This window comes from Actinomadura sp. RB99 (assembly GCF_014706005.1).
In the GTDB taxonomy this organism is placed as follows: Bacteria; Actinomycetota; Actinomycetes; order Streptosporangiales; family Streptosporangiaceae; genus Spirillospora.
In genome coordinates, this window is record NZ_JABMCA010000036.1 from 79,833 (window position 1) to 97,113 (window position 17,281).

At 72.8% G+C, this 17,281-nt stretch carries 19 protein-coding genes; 12 read left to right on the top strand and 7 right to left on the bottom strand.

Going from position 1 to position 17,281, the window contains the following annotated elements:
• Window positions 1-17 precede the first annotated feature (17 nt).
• A complete protein-coding gene (locus amrb99_RS28420; protein ID WP_190861683.1) occupies window positions 18-617 on the top strand; it encodes a DUF1707 domain-containing protein in 600 nt (199 codons plus the stop codon).
• A 4-nt stretch (window positions 618-621) separates the two neighbouring features.
• Entirely contained in the window at window positions 622-1,029 is a 408-nt protein-coding gene (locus amrb99_RS28425; RefSeq protein WP_190861685.1) for an ASCH domain-containing protein, read from the top strand.
• A gap of 10 nt (window positions 1,030-1,039) precedes the next feature.
• On the opposite strand, the gene glpX is transcribed toward amrb99_RS28425, so the two are convergent.
• Window positions 1,040-2,074, bottom strand: a complete 1,035-nt coding sequence (gene glpX / locus amrb99_RS28430) for a class II fructose-bisphosphatase (protein ID WP_190861687.1) — start codon at window positions 2,072-2,074, stop codon at window positions 1,040-1,042.
• Between the two features lie 180 nt (window positions 2,075-2,254).
• On the opposite strand from glpX, the gene amrb99_RS28435 reads away from it, so the two are divergent.
• Together amrb99_RS28435 and amrb99_RS53340 are read left to right on the top strand one after the other, a co-directional pair.
• Window positions 2,255-2,920 (top strand): TetR/AcrR family transcriptional regulator, encoded by a 666-nt coding sequence (locus tag amrb99_RS28435; RefSeq protein WP_190861690.1) that lies wholly within the window; start codon window positions 2,255-2,257, stop codon window positions 2,918-2,920.
• A gap of 20 nt (window positions 2,921-2,940) precedes the next feature.
• The gene (locus amrb99_RS53340; RefSeq protein ID WP_347256899.1) at window positions 2,941-3,858 is read left to right on the top strand and encodes a DUF4245 family protein; all 918 of its coding nucleotides are present in this window, start codon (window positions 2,941-2,943) and stop codon (window positions 3,856-3,858) included.
• A 42-nt stretch (window positions 3,859-3,900) separates the two neighbouring features.
• On the opposite strand, the gene amrb99_RS28445 is transcribed toward amrb99_RS53340, so the two are convergent.
• Window positions 3,901-4,146, bottom strand: coding sequence for an exodeoxyribonuclease VII small subunit (locus amrb99_RS28445; protein ID WP_190861692.1), 246 nt, complete (start codon window positions 4,144-4,146; stop codon window positions 3,901-3,903).
• A 1-nt stretch (window position 4,147) separates the two neighbouring features.
• Window positions 4,148-5,362, bottom strand: coding sequence for an exodeoxyribonuclease VII large subunit (gene xseA / locus amrb99_RS28450; RefSeq protein ID WP_190861694.1), 1,215 nt, complete (start codon window positions 5,360-5,362; stop codon window positions 4,148-4,150).
• 119 nt (window positions 5,363-5,481) lie between these two features.
• Here xseA and amrb99_RS28455 point away from each other — a divergent pair, with 119 nt between their 5' ends.
• Window positions 5,482-5,907, top strand: a complete 426-nt coding sequence (locus amrb99_RS28455; RefSeq protein WP_347256900.1) for a MarR family transcriptional regulator — start codon at window positions 5,482-5,484, stop codon at window positions 5,905-5,907.
• A gap of 20 nt (window positions 5,908-5,927) precedes the next feature.
• A complete protein-coding gene (locus amrb99_RS28460) occupies window positions 5,928-7,151 on the top strand; it encodes an MFS transporter (protein WP_190861696.1) in 1,224 nt (407 codons plus the stop codon).
• 17 nt (window positions 7,152-7,168) lie between these two features.
• Here amrb99_RS28460 and amrb99_RS28465 read toward each other — a convergent pair whose 3' ends face one another.
• Entirely contained in the window at window positions 7,169-8,494 is a 1,326-nt protein-coding gene (locus tag amrb99_RS28465) for an MFS transporter (RefSeq protein WP_190861699.1), read from the bottom strand.
• A gap of 55 nt (window positions 8,495-8,549) precedes the next feature.
• On the opposite strand from amrb99_RS28465, the gene amrb99_RS28470 reads away from it, so the two are divergent.
• On the top strand, window positions 8,550-9,512 hold the full coding sequence (locus amrb99_RS28470; protein ID WP_190861701.1) for an ArsR family transcriptional regulator: 963 nt from the start codon (window positions 8,550-8,552) through the stop codon (window positions 9,510-9,512).
• Between the two features lie 91 nt (window positions 9,513-9,603).
• On the opposite strand, the gene amrb99_RS28475 is transcribed toward amrb99_RS28470, so the two are convergent.
• Window positions 9,604-10,407, bottom strand: coding sequence for a hypothetical protein (locus amrb99_RS28475; protein ID WP_190861703.1), 804 nt, complete (start codon window positions 10,405-10,407; stop codon window positions 9,604-9,606).
• 246 nt (window positions 10,408-10,653) lie between these two features.
• Between amrb99_RS28475 and amrb99_RS28480 the strand changes: the two genes are divergently transcribed.
• Window positions 10,654-11,619: a 4-hydroxy-3-methylbut-2-enyl diphosphate reductase gene (locus amrb99_RS28480; RefSeq protein WP_190861705.1), complete on the top strand. Its 966-nt coding sequence runs from the start codon at window positions 10,654-10,656 to the stop codon at window positions 11,617-11,619.
• A 12-nt stretch (window positions 11,620-11,631) separates the two neighbouring features.
• Here the strand turns inward: amrb99_RS28480 and amrb99_RS28485 are convergent, their stop codons facing one another.
• A complete protein-coding gene (locus tag amrb99_RS28485) occupies window positions 11,632-12,177 on the bottom strand; it encodes a DUF6542 domain-containing protein (RefSeq protein WP_347256901.1) in 546 nt (181 codons plus the stop codon).
• Window positions 12,178-12,233: 56 nt separating this feature from the next.
• A complete protein-coding gene (locus amrb99_RS28490; RefSeq protein ID WP_190861710.1) occupies window positions 12,234-13,583 on the bottom strand; it encodes a DNA recombination protein RmuC in 1,350 nt (449 codons plus the stop codon).
• 176 nt (window positions 13,584-13,759) lie between these two features.
• On the opposite strand from amrb99_RS28490, the gene ychF reads away from it, so the two are divergent.
• The 4 genes from ychF to amrb99_RS28510 all read left to right on the top strand — a co-directional run.
• The gene (gene ychF, locus amrb99_RS28495; protein WP_190861712.1) at window positions 13,760-14,851 is read left to right on the top strand and encodes a redox-regulated ATPase YchF; all 1,092 of its coding nucleotides are present in this window, start codon (window positions 13,760-13,762) and stop codon (window positions 14,849-14,851) included.
• A gap of 537 nt (window positions 14,852-15,388) precedes the next feature.
• A complete protein-coding gene (locus amrb99_RS28500) occupies window positions 15,389-16,432 on the top strand; it encodes a conjugal transfer protein (RefSeq protein WP_190861714.1) in 1,044 nt (347 codons plus the stop codon).
• 45 nt (window positions 16,433-16,477) lie between these two features.
• On the top strand, window positions 16,478-16,768 hold the full coding sequence (locus amrb99_RS28505) for a hypothetical protein (protein ID WP_151547330.1): 291 nt from the start codon (window positions 16,478-16,480) through the stop codon (window positions 16,766-16,768).
• A 71-nt stretch (window positions 16,769-16,839) separates the two neighbouring features.
• Window positions 16,840-17,281 (top strand): TcpE family conjugal transfer membrane protein (locus tag amrb99_RS28510; RefSeq protein ID WP_190861716.1); only part of this gene is annotated, 442 nt, incomplete at its 3' end.

Genomic DNA, 17,281 nt, shown 5'->3' on the forward strand with positions numbered 1-17,281 from the left:
CCCAGTAACCTCTTCGTGTGGACATCCCCCGCCGCCCGGGACAGGCGACCCGCGTGAGCGACCTGCGCGCGTCCGACGCCGACCGGGAGCGCGTCGCCGCCGTGCTCGGCGAGGCGCTCGCGGACGGCCGCATCACCATGGACGAGCACGCCGACCGCACCGCCCGCGTCTACGCCGCCCGCACCCTCGGCGAGCTCACCGGCCTCACCCTCGACCTCAGCCCCGAGGAGGCCCAGCCCATCCTCGTGGACGACCGCCCGGTCACGGCCTTCTTCGGCCGCGTCCGCCGCGACGGCCGCTGGGTCGTCCCCGTCAAGCTGCCGCTGCTCGCCCTCTTCGGAACGGTCGAACTCGACCTGCGCGAGGCCGTCCTGCAGCGCCGCCACATCGTGCTCGACTCGATGGTCCTCGCCGGCCGCGTCCGCCTCCTCGTCCCCGAGGGCGTCCGCGTGGACGTCACCGGCCGTACCGTGCTCAGCACCCGCGAGGTCCGGACCCGTCCCGCCGCCGAGGGCCCCACCATCGAGGTCGCCGGCACCCTCCTCTTTGGCTCGGTGAAGGCCAGGGCCCCGAAGCGGACCCTCCGGCAGCGCGTCCGAGGCCGCCTGCGACGCTAGGCCTATGGACGATCTTCCTCCCCTCGAACTCGCCTTCCCCGGCCCCGAACGCGACCGCGGCGTGGCCGCGGTCCTGAACGGCGAGAAGACCGCCTTCACCGGCCTGCTCGAACTCCACGAGAAGGCCGGCGAGCCGGTCCCCGGGCCCGGCGACCGGTTTGCCGTGCTCGACTCCGACGGACGTCCCGCCGCCGCTATCGAGCTCACCGAGGTCCGCGTCGTCCCGATCAAGGAGATCGACGACGCCTACGCGCGCGCCGAAGGCCGCGGCTACGCCGGCGCCGCCGAGTGGCGCGCCGACCACGAGCGCTTCTTCCGCAGCGACGGCGTCGCCGCCTTCCTCGGCCGCACGCCCGAGATCACCGACGAGACGCTCGTCGTGGCCCAGCGCTTCCGCCGCCTGGACCCCTGACCAGCGCCTCCTAGACCGCGCTGTCGAAGTTGATGGCGCTGTAGGCGCGGAGCTTGCTGAGCTTGTGCTCGCTGGAGATGGTGCGGATCGTGCCGCTGCGCGACCGCATCACGAGGGAGTGGGTGACGGCCGTGCCCTTGCTGTACCGGACGCCGTCGACCAGCTCCCCGTCGGTGATGCCCGTGGCGGCGAAGAACACGTCGTCGGACGTGACGAGGTCGTCGGTGGTGAGGACGCGGCCGAGGTCGTGGCCGGCGTCGATCGCCTTGCGCCGCTCGGCGTCGTCCTGCGGCCACAGGCGGCCCTGGATGACGCCGCCGAGCGCCTTGATCGCGCAGGCGGCGATGATGCCCTCGGGGGTGCCGCCGATGCCGAGCAGCAGGTCGACGCCGGTGCCGGGGCGGGACGCCATGATCGCGCCGGCGACGTCGCCGTCCAGGATGAACTTGATGCGGGCGCCGGTCTCGCGGACCTCCTTGACGATGCCCTCGTGCCGGGGGCGGTCGAGGATGCAGACGGTCACGTCGTGCGTGGAGGAGCCCTTGGCGCGCGCGATGGCGCGGATGTTGTCGGCGATCGGGCGCTCGATGTCGACGACGTCGGCGGCCTCGGGACCGGTGACGAGCTTCTCCATGTAGAACACGGCGGACGGGTCGAACATCGATCCGCGCGGGGCCACCGACAGCACGGCGATGGCGTTGCTCATGCCGAGGGCGGTGAGGCGGGTGCCGTCCACCGGGTCGACGGCGACGTCGCACTCCGCGCCGGAGCCGTCGCCGACCTCCTCGCCGTTGTAGAGCATGGGGGCGTTGTCCTTCTCGCCCTCGCCGATCACGACGACGCCGCGCATCGAGACGGTGTTGATGAGCTGGCGCATCGCGTTGACGGCGGCTCCGTCGGCGCCGTTCTTGTCCCCGCGGCCGACCCAGCGGGCCGCGGCCATGGCGGCGGCCTCGGTCACCCGGACCAGCTCCATCGCCAGGTTGCGGTCCGGCGCGGCCGGCTCGGTGGTCAGCGGGGAGGAAACGGTGGTCTCTTCGGACATGACGGGGCGGCCCCTTCGTTCGGTGGTGACTCGGATTCTCCGGGGACCGGACGGCGGGTCACAAATTGGACCAGACCAGCCGGTGCGCCGGGGAGAGCCGCCCGCGTGCGCGGGTCGTTTTGACCGTCACGCGGGCAAGGGATCGTTTCCCCGTGGGAAGAGGGCGTAATCTCAGGGCTCATGAGCAGCGACATCGACGTCTCCTCCGACGGGGCGGCACAGGACGGGGGCGCGGGGGCCGCGGAGGCGCCCGCGCGCACCTCCGACCGCGGGGCCGCCACGCGCAGCGCCCTGCTGTCCGCCGCCCGGGACGTCTTCTGCGAGGCGGGCTTCGCGCAGGCCGCGGTGACCGACATCGTCGCCAAGGCGGGCGCCAGCGTCGGCAGCCTGTACCACCACTTCAACGGCAAGGCCGACCTGTACCTGACGCTGTTCGAGGAGTTCCAGGTCCGCCAGCAGGAGCGCACCCGCAAGGCGATCAACGCGGTGCGGGACGCGGGCGAGAACGACCCGATGCGGCAGTTCGTCGCCGGCGCCGGCGCGTACCTCGACGGGTGCCTGCAGGAGCGGGACGTCGCGCGGCTGTTCATCTCCGGCGACGGCCCGCCCGGGTTCGACCGGGTGATGCGCCAGCGGCTGAACAAGTGGGCGCGCCGGAACGCGGCGCTGTTCCACACCGCGGACGGCGGCGTCGACGAGGCGCTGGTCGTGGTGCTGACGGGCGCGATGGCGGGCGCGGTGTCGGAGATCTCGCTGATGGACGACGAGGACGCGGCGCGCACGCTGGCGGACGAGATCATGGGCATCGTCGGCACGATCAGGAACCCCCGTACGGAGCAGCCCTGACCGTGCGGGATCCTGGAGGGGTGACCGACAAGAGTCCCGCATCCGCTCCGGAGGCCGCCGAGACCGTCTCCGGGTCCGAGCAGCCCGCCGCCGGCGAGCGGCCGCCCGCCGGGGAGCCGTCCGCCGCGGAGGCGCCGCGGGCGCACGGCGAGGCGACCGCCGGCGCCGCTCCGCAGGACGTCGTTTCGGAAGGCGCCGTTTCTGAGGGCGCCGGGGACGCCGCGTCCGGCGAGGGCGAGGGCGACGGCGAGCGGGCCCCGGGCGAGAGCGAGGGCGCGCGGGCCGAGGGCGAGGCCGCGGCGGCACCGCAGGGCGCGGGCCGTCCCGTGGTCCAGGTCAGCCCGGCCGTGTACAAGCGGCTGACGACCGGGCTCGGCGGTTTCACGATGGCGATGGGCGCGTGCCTGCTGCTCGTGCTGGCGATCTTCGTGATCACGCCGCGCGACAACAAGGAAGTGCTGCGCACCGTCGACTACTCCTCGCAGCTGTGGGCCCTGCGCAGCGACGCGCCGTACACGCCGTACGCGCCGGAGGGACTGCCGCCGACCTGGCGGCCGACGAGCTCGCGCCTGAACGGCCTGGACTCCGGCGGCAAGCAGCCGGTGGCGTGGCATCTCGGGTTCGTGACGCCGAAGGGCGAGTACGCGGCGCTGGAGCAGAGCAACGAGAAGCCGGAAGCGTACGTCCCGCGGATGACCAACAGCAGCAAGCCGATCGGCACGATGCAGGTCGCCGGCGAATCGTGGGCGAAGTACCACCGCAACGACAAGAAGGCGAACTCGCTGGCGCGGCCGGGCCCCGGCGGGATGAGCATCGTGGTGACGGGCACCGCGTCCTACGAGGAGCTGGCGGTGCTCGCGGCCTCGCTGAAGCCGCAGGCCAAGCAGGGTGCGGGCCCGGCGCCGACGGCGTCGGCGCCGGCCACCCAGGGGTCCTGACCCGGGCCCGCGGGCCCGTCCCGGACGCGTGTCCCCCTACGGTCAGAACGGGGCCGGGGCTTCGCCGTCCTCCGGTCCCTGCATGGCGGCGGCGAGCCTGGCGCGCGCGCCCTCGAGCCATTCCTCGCAGACGGCGGCGAGCTTCTCGCCGCGCTCCCACAGGGCGAGCGACTCCTCGAGCGTCAGCCCGCCGGCCTCCAGCCGCTTGACGACGTCGGTCAGCTCGTCGCGGGCCTGCTCGTACGAGGGCTTGCGCTCGGTCGCGTTCTCTTCTGCCACTCGCACCACTCTAGGGCTCTTCGCGGCCGGAGACGGTGGCGGTGAGCCGGCCGCCCGCCAGGCGGACGTGGAGGCGCTCGCCGTCCTTGACGTCGGCGGGCTCCCGCACGACCGCCTCGTCCTCGCGCTGGACGATCGCGTAGCCGCGGTCGAGCGTCGCGGCGGGGGAGAGGGCGAGCAGGCGGGCGCGGGTGTGCGACAGCTCGTCCCCGGCCCGGTCCAGGGCGGACGCCACGCACCGGCGGGTCCGGTCGCGCAGCGCCAGGACCCGCTCGGACTGCCGCTCGATCTCGCGGACCGGGTCGGCGAGGGCGGGCCGCGACCGGACGTTCTTGAGCCAGTGCAGCTCCCGCTCCAGGCCGCCCGCCAGGCAGCGGCGGCCGCGGTCGCGGAGCTGCCGGACGAGCTGGAGCTGCTCGCGCACGTCGGGGACGGTCTTCTTCGCCGCGTCGGTCGGGGTGGAGGCGCGGACGTCGGCGACGAGGTCGAGGATCGGGCTGTCCTGCTCGTGTCCGATCGCGCTGACGACCGGGGTGCGGGCGGCGGCGACCGCGCGGACGAGCGTCTCGTCGGAGAACGGCAGCAGGTCCTCCATGGCGCCGCCGCCGCGCGCGATGACGATGACCTCGATCTCGGGGTCGGCGTCGAGCTTCCGGAGCGCCTCCATGACCTCGCCGACGGCGTAGGAGCCCTGGACGGCGGTGTTCTCGACGCGGAACGCCACGGCGGGCCAGCGGCGGCGGGCGTTCTCCAGGACGTCGTGCTCGGCGTCGGAGTCGCGGCCGCAGATCAGCCCGATCTTGCCGGGCAGGAACGGCAGCGGGCGCTTGCGCTCGGGCCGGAACAGGCCCTCGGAGGCGAGCACCTGCTTGAGCCGCTCCAGCCGGGCCAGCAGCTCGCCGACGCCGACCGGGCGGACCTCGATGGCGCTGAGCGAGAACGTCCCGCGGTTGATCCAGAAGTCGGGCTTGGCGTGCACGACGACGCGGGCGCCGTCGGTGACGGCGGGCCCGGCGGCCTCGAACACTCCGCGCGGGCCGACGACCCGGACGGACATGTTCGCGACGGGGTCGCGCAGCGTCATGTAGACGGTGCCGCCGCGCGCGTTGAGGTCGGTGATCTGGCCCTCGACCCAGATCCGGCCGAGGCGGCCGATCCAGCCGCCGACCGCCTGCAGGACGGTCCGCACCGGCACGGGGGACTCGGCCGTGGTCTCCATCGCCATGCCCCGAAGCCTACGGGCGCCGGGAGGCCGGCGGCGTGTGACGGACGAGACATGCCGGACCGCGCCAATGCTTAGCCACACTAACTTAGACTAACTAAGTAATCTCGAGGAGAGCAACCGTGACCGTTACCGAGAGCGCGCTGGCCGAGCAGCTCAACCGCAGCCTCCGGCACATCGTGCTGATGCTGCGCCGGGCCGGCGCCGACCAGGCGATCACCAGCCAGCAGCTGTCGGTGCTCGGCTCGCTGGAGCACGGGCCGCGCCGCATGACCGAGCTGGCCGCCGAGCACGGCGTCCGGCTCCCCACCATGACCGCGCAGATCAACCGGCTGGAGCGGGACGGCCTGGTCGAGCGCGGCCGCGACGGCTCGGACGCCCGCGTCGTCACGGCCGCGCTCACCGCGACCGGCCGCGAGCGGCTGGCCGCCGGGCGCGAGCAGCGGATCGGCTTCCTCGCCGAACGGTTCGCGGTGCTGACGGACGAGGAGCGCGCGGCGGTCGCCGCGGCGCTGCCCGCCCTCGACAAGCTCTTCACCGCTCCTTGATCTCTTAAAGGGGGGTCTCCATGCACGCTGTTCCCTCATCGAAGGGCGGCGGCATCCTCAGGCAGCCGATGTCGGTGTGGGCCACCGCCTTCGCCGCCGTCGTCGCCTTCATGGGCATCGGGCTCGTCGACCCGATCCTGCCCGCGATCGCCGCGAACCTGCGGGCCACACCGAGCCAGGTCTCGCTGCTGTTCACCAGCTACTTCCTGATCACCGCGGTGGCCATGCTGATCACCGGCTGGGTGTCCAGCCGGATCGGCGGCAAGAGGACGCTGATGATCGGGCTCACCCTCGTCGTGGTGTTCGCCGCGCTCGCCGGGACGTCCGACACCGTCGGCCAGCTCGTCGGCTTCCGCGCCGGCTGGGGCCTCGGCAACGCGCTGTTCGTCGCCACCGCGCTCGCCGTCATCGTCGGCGCGGCGTCCGGCGGCGCCGAGAAGGCCATCGTCCTGTACGAGGCCGCGCTCGGCCTCGGCATCTCGCTCGGCCCGCTCGTCGGCGCGCTGCTCGGCGACATGAACTGGCGCTTCCCGTTCTTCGGCACCGCGATCCTGATGGCCGTCGGCTTCCTGCTGATCGTCACGCTGCTCAAGGCGCCGCCGAAGCCCGCGGAGAAGACCCGGCTGACCGCGCCGATCCGCGCGCTCGGGCACGGCGGGCTGTCCACCACCGCGTTCACCGCGCTGTTCTACAACTACGCCTTCTTCACCGTCCTCGCCTTCACCCCGTTCGTGCTCGGGATGAGCGCGCACGGCATCGGCCTGGTGTTCTTCGGCTGGGGCGTCATGGTCGCGCTGGCCTCGGTGTTCGGCGCGCCCGCGCTGCAGCGCCGGATCGGGACGGTCCGCGTCATGTACCTCGGGCTGGCGCTGCTGGTGCTGTTCCAGCTCGGCCTCGCCTTCCTCGGGCACGACGGGATCATCGTCTGCACGATCCTGTCCGGCATCCCGATCGGGCTGAACAACACCGCGTTCACCGAGGCCGCGATGGAGGTCTCGGACAACCCGCGGCCCGTCGCGTCCGCCGGGTACAACTTCGTCCGCTGGATGGGCGGCGCCCTCGCCCCCTACTTCGCGACGAAGCTCGCCGAGGAGGTCAACCCGCACCTCCCGTACGTCGTCGGCGCCGCGTGCTGCGTCGTCGCGATGGGCGTCCTGGTGGTGCGCCGCCGCCACATGGCGCCCCTGGAGCGCGTCGACATCGACCACGCCTTCCAGGACGAACCGCTGCCCGCCCAGGCGTGACCGCAGGCGGCACCGCTTCAACGATCACCCGCGCGGCGGCTCGCCTCCGCTGCCGCCGCCGCGCGGGTGTCAGCGCGCCCGCCCCGGTTCCGGCGCCGGAGCCGGGGCCGGCATGGGGACGGACGGTGCGCGGCGGCCCAGCGCGCCGCCGGGACGAACGCGACCGCCGCCACCAGGAAGACCGCGCCGAAGACGGCCCAGCCGCCCATGCCGTGGCGCAGCGCCGTCTGCGTGACGACGAGCGGCCCGAGCAGCACCCCGGCCGCGAAACCGCTGTTGAAGACCCCCTGGTAGACGCCGTGCGCGCGCTCGTCCGCCAGCTCGTAGCTGAGCGCCCAGGTGCCCGCCGCGCACAGCACCTCGCCGACCGTCTGGACCACCAGCGCCGCCAGGATCAGCAGGGACGCCGTCCACGGCTCCGGGCCCTTGGCCAGCCCGAACAGCAGGCAGCCGACCGCCATGAGCGTCCCGGCGCGCAGGCACGCCCGCGCCGCGACCCGCGGGTCCTCCACGCCGCGGCTCATCCGCACCTGCAACGCGATGACCAGGGCCGTGTTCAGCACCAGGCAGGCCGAGACGAGCAGGCGCGGCGCGTGCGTCTCGCGCGTCACCCACAGCGGCACGCCGACCTCGAGGATCCCCTGCTGCAGCACCAGCACCCCGCCCAGCACGGTGATGACCAGGTACGGGACATCGGCCAGCGCGCCGAAGCCGGCGCCGCCGGAGGCCGCGTCCCGCGCCGGACGCACCGCCGGGACACGCGTCAGCAGGAGCGCCGCCCCGACGAACGTCACCGCGTCGAGCACCACGATCGTCCGGTAGGCGGCGGGGGTGTCCGCGACCAGCGCCAGGGACGCCAGCGCCGCCCCGATGCCGACCCCGGTGTTGGTCATCATCCGCAGGAACGCCCGGCCCGGCATCCGCAGCTCCGCGGGCAGCGCGTGCGCCACCAGCGCGTTGCGGACGGCGCTCGCGCCCCGGTCCAGGAACGTGACGCCGCAGATCAGCGGCACCGCCGCCCAGAACGAGTGCACCTGCGTGTAGCCGAGGATCAGCACCCCCTCCGCACCCAGCAGCGCGACCACCGTCGGGCGCGCCCCGAACCGGTCGGCGACGCGGCCCATCGGCACCCCCGCCGCGATCCCGAACACCCCGCCCACCGCCAGCGCGACCCCGACCTGGGCCGGCGACATCCCGACCGCGCGGGTGAACAGCAGCGCGCTGGTGGTCATGAACAGGCCGTTGCCGAGCGTGTTGACCAGCATCGCCGCGGCCAGCACCCGGATCACCGGATGCCGCGCCAGGGCGGCCACGCCCGGGGGCGGGGAGGAGATCGTCGTCATGCGGCCATCCCAGCCGCGCGGCCCGCCCACGGGAATGGATTTAGGATTCTGCTCAATGTACGAGTTCAGGCTCGGCATCCAGGACCTCGCCGAGACGTCGTTCGGGATGTCACCGCTGTTCGAGCTGGTGTTCAGCCTGCGCCCGCGGGTGTTCCCGGCCAAGCACCCCGAGCATCTGCCCTGGGTGCGGGAGACCGCCGCCGCGTACGCCCGGCTCGACACCGCGCTCCTCGACGTCCTGTTCGCACCGCACGGCTGGATCCCCGACTTCCTCACGCCCCGCCCGGCCGGGATCGGCAACGAGATCGCCGACGACCTCGCCGTGCTGCGGGAGACGCCGCCGGACGCCGTCCGGCACGACATCGCCGCCGCGTACCGGCACGTGCCCGTCCCGCCGTTGCTGAGCGGCGATCCGGCGGCCGTCCTCGACCGGATCTGCGCGGCGTTCGAGGCGTACTGGGACGCCTGCGTCGAGCCGTACTGGGCCCGGATGCGGGCCGTCCTGGAGGCCGACCTGGCGCACCGCGCCCGGCGGCTGGCCTTCGGCGGGGCCGCCGCGCTGTTCGCCGAGCTGGACGACCGGATCAGCTGGACGCCGGGCCTCGTCCGGCTCGTCGTCCCCTCCGGGCTCGCGCCCGAACGCGCCGTGGACGTCGCCGGACGCGGGCTCGTCCTCGTCCCGGGCCTGTTCCTGCGCGGCGCGATCACCATGATCGACGAGCAGGGCCCGCCGCTGATCTGCTATCCGGCGCGCGGCCGCGGCGCGATCTGGGACCACACCGCCCCCGAGGGCCCCGCGGCCCTCGCCGCGCTCATCGGCGCGCGCCGCGCGGAACTGCTGGTCATGCTGGCCGCGCCCGCCTCCACCACGGACCTCGCCGCGCGCCTCGGCGTCACGCCGGGCGCCGTCAGCCACCATCTGACCGCCCTGCACGCGGGCGGCCTCCTGAACCGCACGCGCGCCGGACGCTCCGTCCTCTACATGCGCAGCCCACTGGGCGACCAGCTCGTCCGCTGACCCCGCCGGAGAACCGCGGTCACGGGTCCGTACACGCGCCGAGGCCCGTCCGGAACACGGCCGGACGGGCCTTCACGCATGCGCTCCCGGGTCAGTTGAGCCCGTTGAGCTTGGCGATCCGGTTCTCGTACATCTTGATCACTTCGGGGCGGGCGGCGTGCTTGCGCTCGTACTCGCGCAGCAGCTTCACCTGGTCCGCCGACAGCCCTCGCAGCCGCGCGCGCAGCTGCGGCAGCGTGGCGTCGTCGTAGTTCGGCACCGGCAGGCCCTCGGCCGCCCGCTCGGCCTCCGCCGGCGCGGCCGGCCTCAGCTCGGGCTTCGGGTCGAACGGGCCCTCCTCCGCGGCCTTCCCCGCCGGCGGCGCGGGCGTCGGGTCCGCCTCCGGGACGGGGTTCGGAGCCGGCTCGGCCTGCGCCTCCGGCTCCGGACGCGGCTCGGCGGGCTTCGGCTCCGGCGCCGGCTTCGCGACCGGAGCGTCCTGGGCGGGCTTCGGAGCGGGCTTCGCGGCCGGCTTGCCGACGGAGATCTCCCCGTCGGCCGCCCGGCGCTGCGCCGTCCGGACCGTCCCGCGCTCCGCCGCCGGCCTGGCCGGCCGGGTGCGGGTCCGCGGCCGCGGCTCCGGCTCGGGCTCCTCCCCGCCGCGGACCGTCTCCACGACCTTCCCGACGACCTTCTCCGCGGTGTGCCGGACGTCGTCGCGCAGCCGGCCGATCACCGGGCCGACGCCGTCGCCCTCGGTGATCTCCTTGTAGTCGCGGCTCACCCGGTCGCCGAGCAGCAGCGCCCGGCCCACACCGAACATGGCCAGCCGGACGGCGTGCAGCGGGAGATCGCGGACCTGCTCGCCCACCGCGTCCTGGACCTGCTGCTTGAGGCGGCGCGGCGATCTCGTCATGGTCATTCCTCTTCCTGCCGTCCTGTTCACGCACATGCGGCAATCGTCTTCTCGTGTCTCACTCTGCCCCATGGGTGCGAGGAGGGTCACCCCGGGTTAATGGAATTCTGTCCAAAAGCCGCGTGGAGTGGGTCACACAGCGGGCTTCACCAGAGCATTACCCGTTTCCACGGCGGTCTCCCGCCGCCCGGCGCGCCGGGTCCCGCCGTGCACGGCGCGGGCGGGGCGGCTCGTACGATGGGGGGCATGACCGCCAACAGCCAGCGCCGTGTCCTGCTCGCCAAGCCGCGTGGTTACTGCGCGGGCGTCGACCGCGCCGTCCAGACGGTCGAGATCGCCCTGGAGAAGTACGGGGCGCCGATCTACGTCCGCAAGCAGATCGTGCACAACGTCCACGTCGTCAAGACGCTGGAGGAGCGCGGCGCGATCTTCGTGGACGAGACCGAGGAGGTCCCCGAGGGCGCCATCGTGGTGTTCTCCGCGCACGGCGTCGCCCCCGTCGTCCACGACGAGGCCCGCGGCCTGAACCTGCGCACCATCGACGCCACCTGCCCGCTGGTGACCAAGGTCCACAAGGAGGCCGTCCGGTTCGCCGCGCAGGACTACGACATCCTGCTGATCGGCCACGAGGGGCACGAGGAGGTCATCGGCACCACCGGCGAGGCGCCCGACCACATCCACCTCGTCGACGGCCCCGACGACGTCGCCAACATCACCGTCCGCGACCCGGAGAAGGTCGCCTGGCTGTCGCAGACCACCCTGTCGGTGGACGAGACGATCGCCACGGTCGAGAAGCTCCGCGAGCGGTTCCCCAAGCTGACGGACCCGCCGTCCGACGACATCTGCTACGCCACCCAGAACCGGCAGACCGCCGTCAAGGAGATGGCCGCGCGGTCGCAGCTGGTCATCGTGGTCGGCTCCACGAACTCCTCCAACTCCGTCCGGCTGGTCGAGGTCGCCAAGGAGCACGGCGCCGACGACGCCCACCTGGTCGACTACGCCGAGCAGATCGACCCGGCCTGGCTGGAGGGCGTCGACGTCGTCGGCGTCACCAGCGGCGCCTCCGTCCCGGACGAGCTCGTCCAGGGCGTCCTGGCGTGGCTGGCCGAGCGCGGCTTCGGCGAGGCGGAGGAGATCGAGTCCGTCGAGGAGCGGATGCGCTTCTCCCTGCCGAAGGAACTCCGCAAGGACCTCCGCGTCACGCCCGTCTAGCCGGCGCCCGGGTCAGTCGACGTCGCCGTGGTGGAGGCGGCGCTCGGCGGTCGTGGTGGGGGAGTCGTCCCACCGGACGGGGTTCTCGTTGTCCTCCTTCTCGAACAACCGGACCCCGACGAGCTTGCCGCGCAGCTCCCGCACGTTCGCCGGCAGCCCCCGGAACATCGTGATCACCAGGACCAGCAGCGTGCCGAAGAACAGCCACGGCGCCGTCGACGCCAGCGACGTCAGCAGCCCGACCGTGAGGGCGCGCAGCAGCGAGCCGTGCCCCAGCGCGTCCACGATCTCCGCGAGGACGGTCGCGAAGAAGAACACCAGCGGCGGGCTCACCGCGATCGTCAGCAGGTCCGCCGGGCGGGTGGCGAACGCGGCGAGCGCGCACGCGATCGCGAAGCCCGCCCCGGCCAGCAGCCCGACGCCGAGCCACCGCGACAGCAGCGCGCACACCAGCGCCGCGCCGAACATGAGCACGACGCCGCCGCGCCCCGTCAGGGTGACGGCGCCCGGCCCGGCGGCGTGCGAACGGCGCGAGGAGGCGGCGCGCTGACGTCCCACTGGACCCCCTGAGGCCGGCGAGGCGCCGCCGGGCGCGTCGCGTGCCGTCGATGAGCTCATGGCCACCTCTCTCGCCGATCATCCTGATCAGGGATGGCCCGTCCGCCGAAACCTACCGGTTCCGACGCGCCGTCAGGCCGAGGCCGCTCCTCGTCGCCGGGGGCACCGCGACCGGAGAGCCCCCGGTCGTTTGGACGGTCGTCGTGCGCCGTGAGTTCGGCCGCGGACAGAGCGCGTGGGCTCTCCTCCACCGGCTGAGGGCCGTCCAGGGACTCGTCCACGACGCCCAGCTCGTTCAGCTTCCGGGCGCTGACCAGCACGCGCGTCTCCAGCGAGCCCACCGTCCGGTTGTAGGACTTGATCGCGCCGGTGAGCGCCCGGCCCAGCTCGTCCACGTGCTGGCCCATGGTGCCGAGGCGCTCGTACAGCTCCTTGCCGAGCTCGAACACGGCGCGGGCGTTGCGCGACAGCGCGGCCTGCTGCCACGCGTACGACGCCGTCCGCAGCATGGTGATCAGCGTGGTGGGCGTCGCGATGTGGACGCGCCGCCGCATCGCGTACTCCAGCAGGCCGGGATCGCGGTCCAGCGCCGGTGCGAGGAACGCCTCGCCGGGGATGAACAGCACGACGAACTCCGGCGCCGGGCTGAACGCCTGCCAGTACGACTTCGCGGCCAGCCGGTCGACATGGTCGCGCAGGTGCCGGGCGTGCGCGTCCAGCCGGACGGGGTCGCCGGTCTCGGCGGCCTGCAGGTACGCGGCGAGCGACACCTTGGAGTCGACCACGATGCTCTTGCCGCCGGCCAGCCGCACCACCAGGTCGGGCCGGACCGTCCCGTTCGCCGTGGCCGCGCTCGCCTGCTCGTCGAAGTCGCAGTGATGGGCCATCCCGGCGAGCTCCACGACCCGCCGCAGCTGCAGCTCGCCCCACCGGCCGCGCGCCTCCGGCCGCTGCAGCGCCCGCACGAGCCCCTGCGTCTCCCGCCGCAGCTGGTCGGAGCTCTGCCGGACGAAGTCGACCTGCTTGGCGAGCATCGCGTGCGACTCGCGGCGGCCCGTCTCGACCTCGCGGAGCTGCTCCTCCACCTTCGCGAGCGTGTCCTTCAGCGGCGCCACCAGGTGCTCGACGGCCTGCTGGCGGCGCTGCAGCTCGCCCGCCGCCTCGACCCCCGCCGCCTTCAGCCGCGCGTCCGCCAGCTCCAGGAACCGCTGGTTGCTGGCGTCCAGCGCCTTCGCCGACAGGTTCTCGAAGTGCTCGGCCATCCGCTCCTCGGCGTAGGCGAGCTTCTCCTCCGCCGCCCTGGCCCGCGCGATCAGCGCGCCCTGCCGGCTCGTCGCCAGCGCGTACCCGGCGACGACGCCGAAGACGGCGCCGACGAGAAGTCCGGCGAAGAGCGCGAGGTCCATTACTTCATCGTGACAGCGGACTCGCGAAGCGCGACCGCGACGCGCCGGATCGCCCGCCGGAGCGGACAATCCGTTCACTGTTCGCCAACCGTCCGGCCCGCCGGCCGCCGATGGCTCCGGCCCCGTCCGCCGTCCGGCAGCCCAGGGGGTCGGCGGGGTCCGTAAACTTGACCGCCGTGAGCCTCTCCATCGGAATCGTCGGGCTGCCCAACGTCGGCAAGTCCACCCTCTTCAACGCGCTGACCAAGAACGACGCGCTCGCCGCCAACTACCCGTTCGCGACCATCGAGCCCAACGTCGGCGTCGTCGGGGTGCCCGACCCGCGGCTCGGGGTGCTGGCCGAGCTGTTCGGCTCCCAGAAGATCATCCCGGCGACGATGGAGTTCCTCGACATCGCGGGCATCGTCAAGGGCGCGTCCGAGGGGCAGGGCCTCGGCAACAAGTTCCTCGCCAACATCCGCGAGACCAACGCGATCTGCCAGGTCATCCGCGCGTTCGAGGACCCCGACGTCACCCACGTGGACGGCGACGTCGCGCCGTCCCGGGACATCGAGACGATCAACACCGAGCTGATCCTCGCCGACCTGCAGACGATCGAGAAGGCGCTGCCGCGGCTCGACAAGGAGGCGCGGACCAAGAAGGACAAGGACAAGCTCGCCGTCGTCGACGCCGTCAACGCGGCGCAGAAGCTCCTCGACGACGGCATCACGCTGTTCGCGGGCGCCGAGAAGGCCGGCATCGACCTCGCCCTGCTGCGCGAGCTGCACCTGCTCACCGCCAAGCCGTTCCTCTACGTCTTCAACCTCGACGAGGGCGAGCTGACCGACGAGGCGCTCCGCGGCCGGCTCCGCGACCTGGTCGCGCCCGCCGAGGCGATCTTCCTGGACGCCAAGATCGAGGCGGAGCTGATCGAGCTGCCCGACGACGAGGCGCTCGAACTGCTCCAGGGCATGGGCCAGGAGGAGTCCGGCCTGTCGCAGCTCGTCCGGATCGGGTTCGCCACGCTCGGCCTCCAGACGTACCTGACCGCAGGCCCCAAGGAGTCGCGGGCCTGGACGATCCGCAAGGGCGCCACCGCCCCGGAGGCCGCGGGCGTCATCCACACCGACTTCCAGCGCGGCTTCATCAAGGCCGAGATCGTCTCCTTCGACGACCTCACCGAGGCCGGCTCGATGGCCGCGGCCCGCACCGCCGGCAAGGTGCGCATGGAGGGCAAGGAGTACGTGATGCAGGACGGCGACGTCGTCGAGTTCCGCTTCAACGTCTGAGCCGTCCGCGCGCCCCGGCCCGCAGCGTCGCACGCGGCCGTTCGCCGGCGTTCGCGGCTCGCCGCGCCGTCCCGTCAGGCCCCACCCGTCCGGTGGGGCCTGATGCACGTCGGGGGCTTGTGTGATTTGCGATACAGGTGTTGCATGTGGGGTCGCGCCCCAGGTCACCGCGTGTTCTGTGACGATATGTCCCGAAGTCGACACTTTGCCGGAATCTCTCGGAAAGAGATTGCGGGCGGAACGGACACCCGGTAACCAAGCAACTGCCGAGTCGCGCCGCTTGCCGGAAACCTGGTCAGGCGCACCGTTCGGAGCCTTGGATAGGGGATCGTCACCGTTTGGCAATCTTCCCCGTTCCTGTTGAGCTGGATTGCATTATCCGCAACCGCGTGCCGGGGGTGTGCTTCGCCGCGATGCGCTGGAACAATTGGCGCTCGTGGTTACTCTGGGCCCGGGGTGGGGTTCGGAAAGGACCACCCGCACAGGACCCAGGCAACAGACCGCGCCGACCGGGGGCGAGGCGCGAGCGGAGGCAGGATGGCTCGCAGGTCGGCCGTAGGACGCGGCCGTGACACGGCCGTGGTCGAGGAGACGGCGGCGCCCGCGGCGCTCGCCGCGTCCGCCGACCCGTGGGACGCGCCCGCGCCCGAACGGCGCCGCGGGCGCTCCGGCGGATCCGGCGACGGCCGGCGCGGCGGCGGCCGCTGGGGCGGCTCCGGCGGCCGCTGGTGGGTGTGGGTCGGGCGCGCCGTGCTCTGGGCCCTCATCCTCGTCATCCTCGTCAACGGCATCCGCGCCCCCTTCGAGCGCTTCACCGCCAAGGACGGCGACTCCACCGGAACCGGCGCCACCGCCAAGCCCGGAAAGGGCACCGGATTCCCGAGCAGCGCCGCCGGCGCGTTCGCGCTCCAGTTCGCGAACGTCTACCTGAACTACGACCAGAAGAGCGCGCCCGCCCGCGAAGCCCAATTGCGCACCTTCCTGCCCGACGGCGCCGACGCCCAATTCGGCTGGAACGGCGTCGGCACATTGCAGGTCCAGTCCGTCCAGGTCGCCGGAGTCGACGCCCGCGACGCGCACAACGGCACCGTCACGGTCCTCGCCCGCACCGCCGACAAGTGGCTCCGCCTTTCCGTGCCCGTCTACGCGGCCGACGGCGGCGCGCTCGTCGTCTCCGGACGGCCGGCGCTGCTGCCCCCGCCCACCAAGGCCGCGCTCCCGCAGGGCGGCGTCCAGGACCGCGACACCGCCCTGGAGAACGAGCTCCAGCCGTTCCTCGGTACGTTCTTCCAGGCGTACGCGTCCGGCAACCAGGCCGCGCTGTCGCGGTTCTCCGACGGGACGCCGATCGCGGGCCTCGCCGGCTCCGTCAGCTACGTCCAGGTCAAGGAGGTCGTCGCGCCCAAGGGGGCCGCCGACGAGCGGACCGTCACCGCGACCGTGGGCTGGCAGCTGCCCGGCGGCGCGGGCGCCGGCGGCGGCGGCGAACTCGACCAGGCCTACGAGCTCACCGTGGTGAAGAAGGGGACGACCTGGTACGTCAGAGACATCCGCGGCACCACGGAGCCGAACGCATCATGACCGCAACCCCCACGACATCCGCCGTCCCAGAGAGGTGATCAGTCGATGCTGCACCACATCATGGCGTCGATTCCGCACGAGGTCTGGGCGGAACCGCAGAAGAACGACGAACTCAACACCGGCAATCTCGCCGACTGGCTGCGCAACATCTTCGGCCCGCTCTTCCTCGTCATCGTCTCCATTGTGGCGATCTTCTTTCTGTTCACCCGGGAGATCACGCGTTTCGTCCAATTCATCGTGCTCGCGATAGGAATCGGAGTGGTCTTCTACGTGCCGAACATCATCGAGACGACCGCCCGCGCGATCGCCAAGGCGCTCGGGGTGGACGCCACCTGACCACGCGGAGGTCGGCACCACGCGGAGGCCGGCAGGCGGCACCGTGCTCGCGCAGTTAGGGGAGTAGGGGCGTGGATCTACCCACGTACACGAACATATGGCGCATCGAGAAGCGGCTGTACAAGCTGTACGACCTGCGGCTTCCGATGCCGCTGCCGCTGGTCCAGATCGGTGTGTTCCTCGGCGTGTTCGTGCCGTGGATCCTGCTGCTGAGATTCGTCGGGATCCCCTTCAAGTCCCCCTGGCACGTGCTGTACATCGTCCCGCCCGGCGTGCTGACCTGGCTCGCGACCCGGCCCGTCATCGAGGGCAAGCGGCTCACCGAACTGCTGCTCTCCCAGACCCGCTACCTCGCCGAACCGCGCACCTGGTGCCGCCTCACCCCGATCCGCGAGCCCCGCGAGGTCGTCGTCGTCGCCCGCGTCTGGCGCCGCGCCGAGGCGCCCGCCCCGGTCGCCGCCCCCGAGCGCGCCGCGGTCAAGTCCCGCCGCCGGGCCCGCAAGGCCGAGATCG

Bases quoted from the DNA above. Each gene is read 5' to 3' on its own strand.
- amrb99_RS28425 (WP_190861685.1), top strand. From the start codon at position 622: ATGGACGATCTTCCTCCCCTCGAACTCGCCTTCCCCGGCCCCGAACGC.
- glpX (WP_190861687.1), bottom strand. From the start codon at position 2,074: ATGTCCGAAGAGACCACCGTTTCCTCCCCGCTGACCACCGAGCCGGCC.
- amrb99_RS28435 (WP_190861690.1), top strand. From the start codon at position 2,255: ATGAGCAGCGACATCGACGTCTCCTCCGACGGGGCGGCACAGGACGGG.
- xseA (WP_190861694.1), bottom strand. From the start codon at position 5,362: ATGGCGATGGAGACCACGGCCGAGTCCCCCGTGCCGGTGCGGACCGTC.
- amrb99_RS28460 (WP_190861696.1), top strand. From the start codon at position 5,928: ATGCACGCTGTTCCCTCATCGAAGGGCGGCGGCATCCTCAGGCAGCCG.
- amrb99_RS28465 (WP_190861699.1), bottom strand. From the start codon at position 8,494: ATGACGACGATCTCCTCCCCGCCCCCGGGCGTGGCCGCCCTGGCGCGG.
- amrb99_RS28470 (WP_190861701.1), top strand. From the start codon at position 8,550: ATGTACGAGTTCAGGCTCGGCATCCAGGACCTCGCCGAGACGTCGTTC.
- amrb99_RS28475 (WP_190861703.1), bottom strand. From the start codon at position 10,407: ATGACGAGATCGCCGCGCCGCCTCAAGCAGCAGGTCCAGGACGCGGTG.
- amrb99_RS28480 (WP_190861705.1), top strand. From the start codon at position 10,654: ATGACCGCCAACAGCCAGCGCCGTGTCCTGCTCGCCAAGCCGCGTGGT.
- amrb99_RS28490 (WP_190861710.1), bottom strand. From the start codon at position 13,583: ATGGACCTCGCGCTCTTCGCCGGACTTCTCGTCGGCGCCGTCTTCGGC.
- amrb99_RS28500 (WP_190861714.1), top strand. From the start codon at position 15,389: ATGGCTCGCAGGTCGGCCGTAGGACGCGGCCGTGACACGGCCGTGGTC.
- amrb99_RS28505 (WP_151547330.1), top strand. From the start codon at position 16,478: ATGCTGCACCACATCATGGCGTCGATTCCGCACGAGGTCTGGGCGGAA.